This window comes from Bradyrhizobium sp. Kon58, from assembly GCF_055807455.1.
In genome coordinates, this window is sequence record NZ_JBVVOT010000695.1 from 1 (window position 1) to 231 (window position 231).

Below are 231 nucleotides of genomic sequence, written 5' to 3' on the forward strand. Positions count from 1 at the left end.
TCCCAAACGTGATGTTTTCTGCTGCGTTGCGAACGGTGCCGCTGCTCAAAAGGACGGATAAGTTTTCCGATGTCATGAGCTTGACCGCGAGGTCGTCGGCAATTGTCGCACCGAATGCGTTGATTGCCATCCGTTCGAATGGCCGCACCGGCCGCTTTTGGCCAATGCGATCGAGGTATGCGGACACAACCTGGTCGACGATCGAATGCCGGATGCGCGGCAAATTTGTAC

General features: G+C 55.8%; 1 pseudogene. It reads right to left on the bottom strand.

The features are described from left to right. Positions 1 to 231, bottom strand: a pseudogene (locus AC0L20_RS41975) (hypothetical protein); the annotation flags it as partial.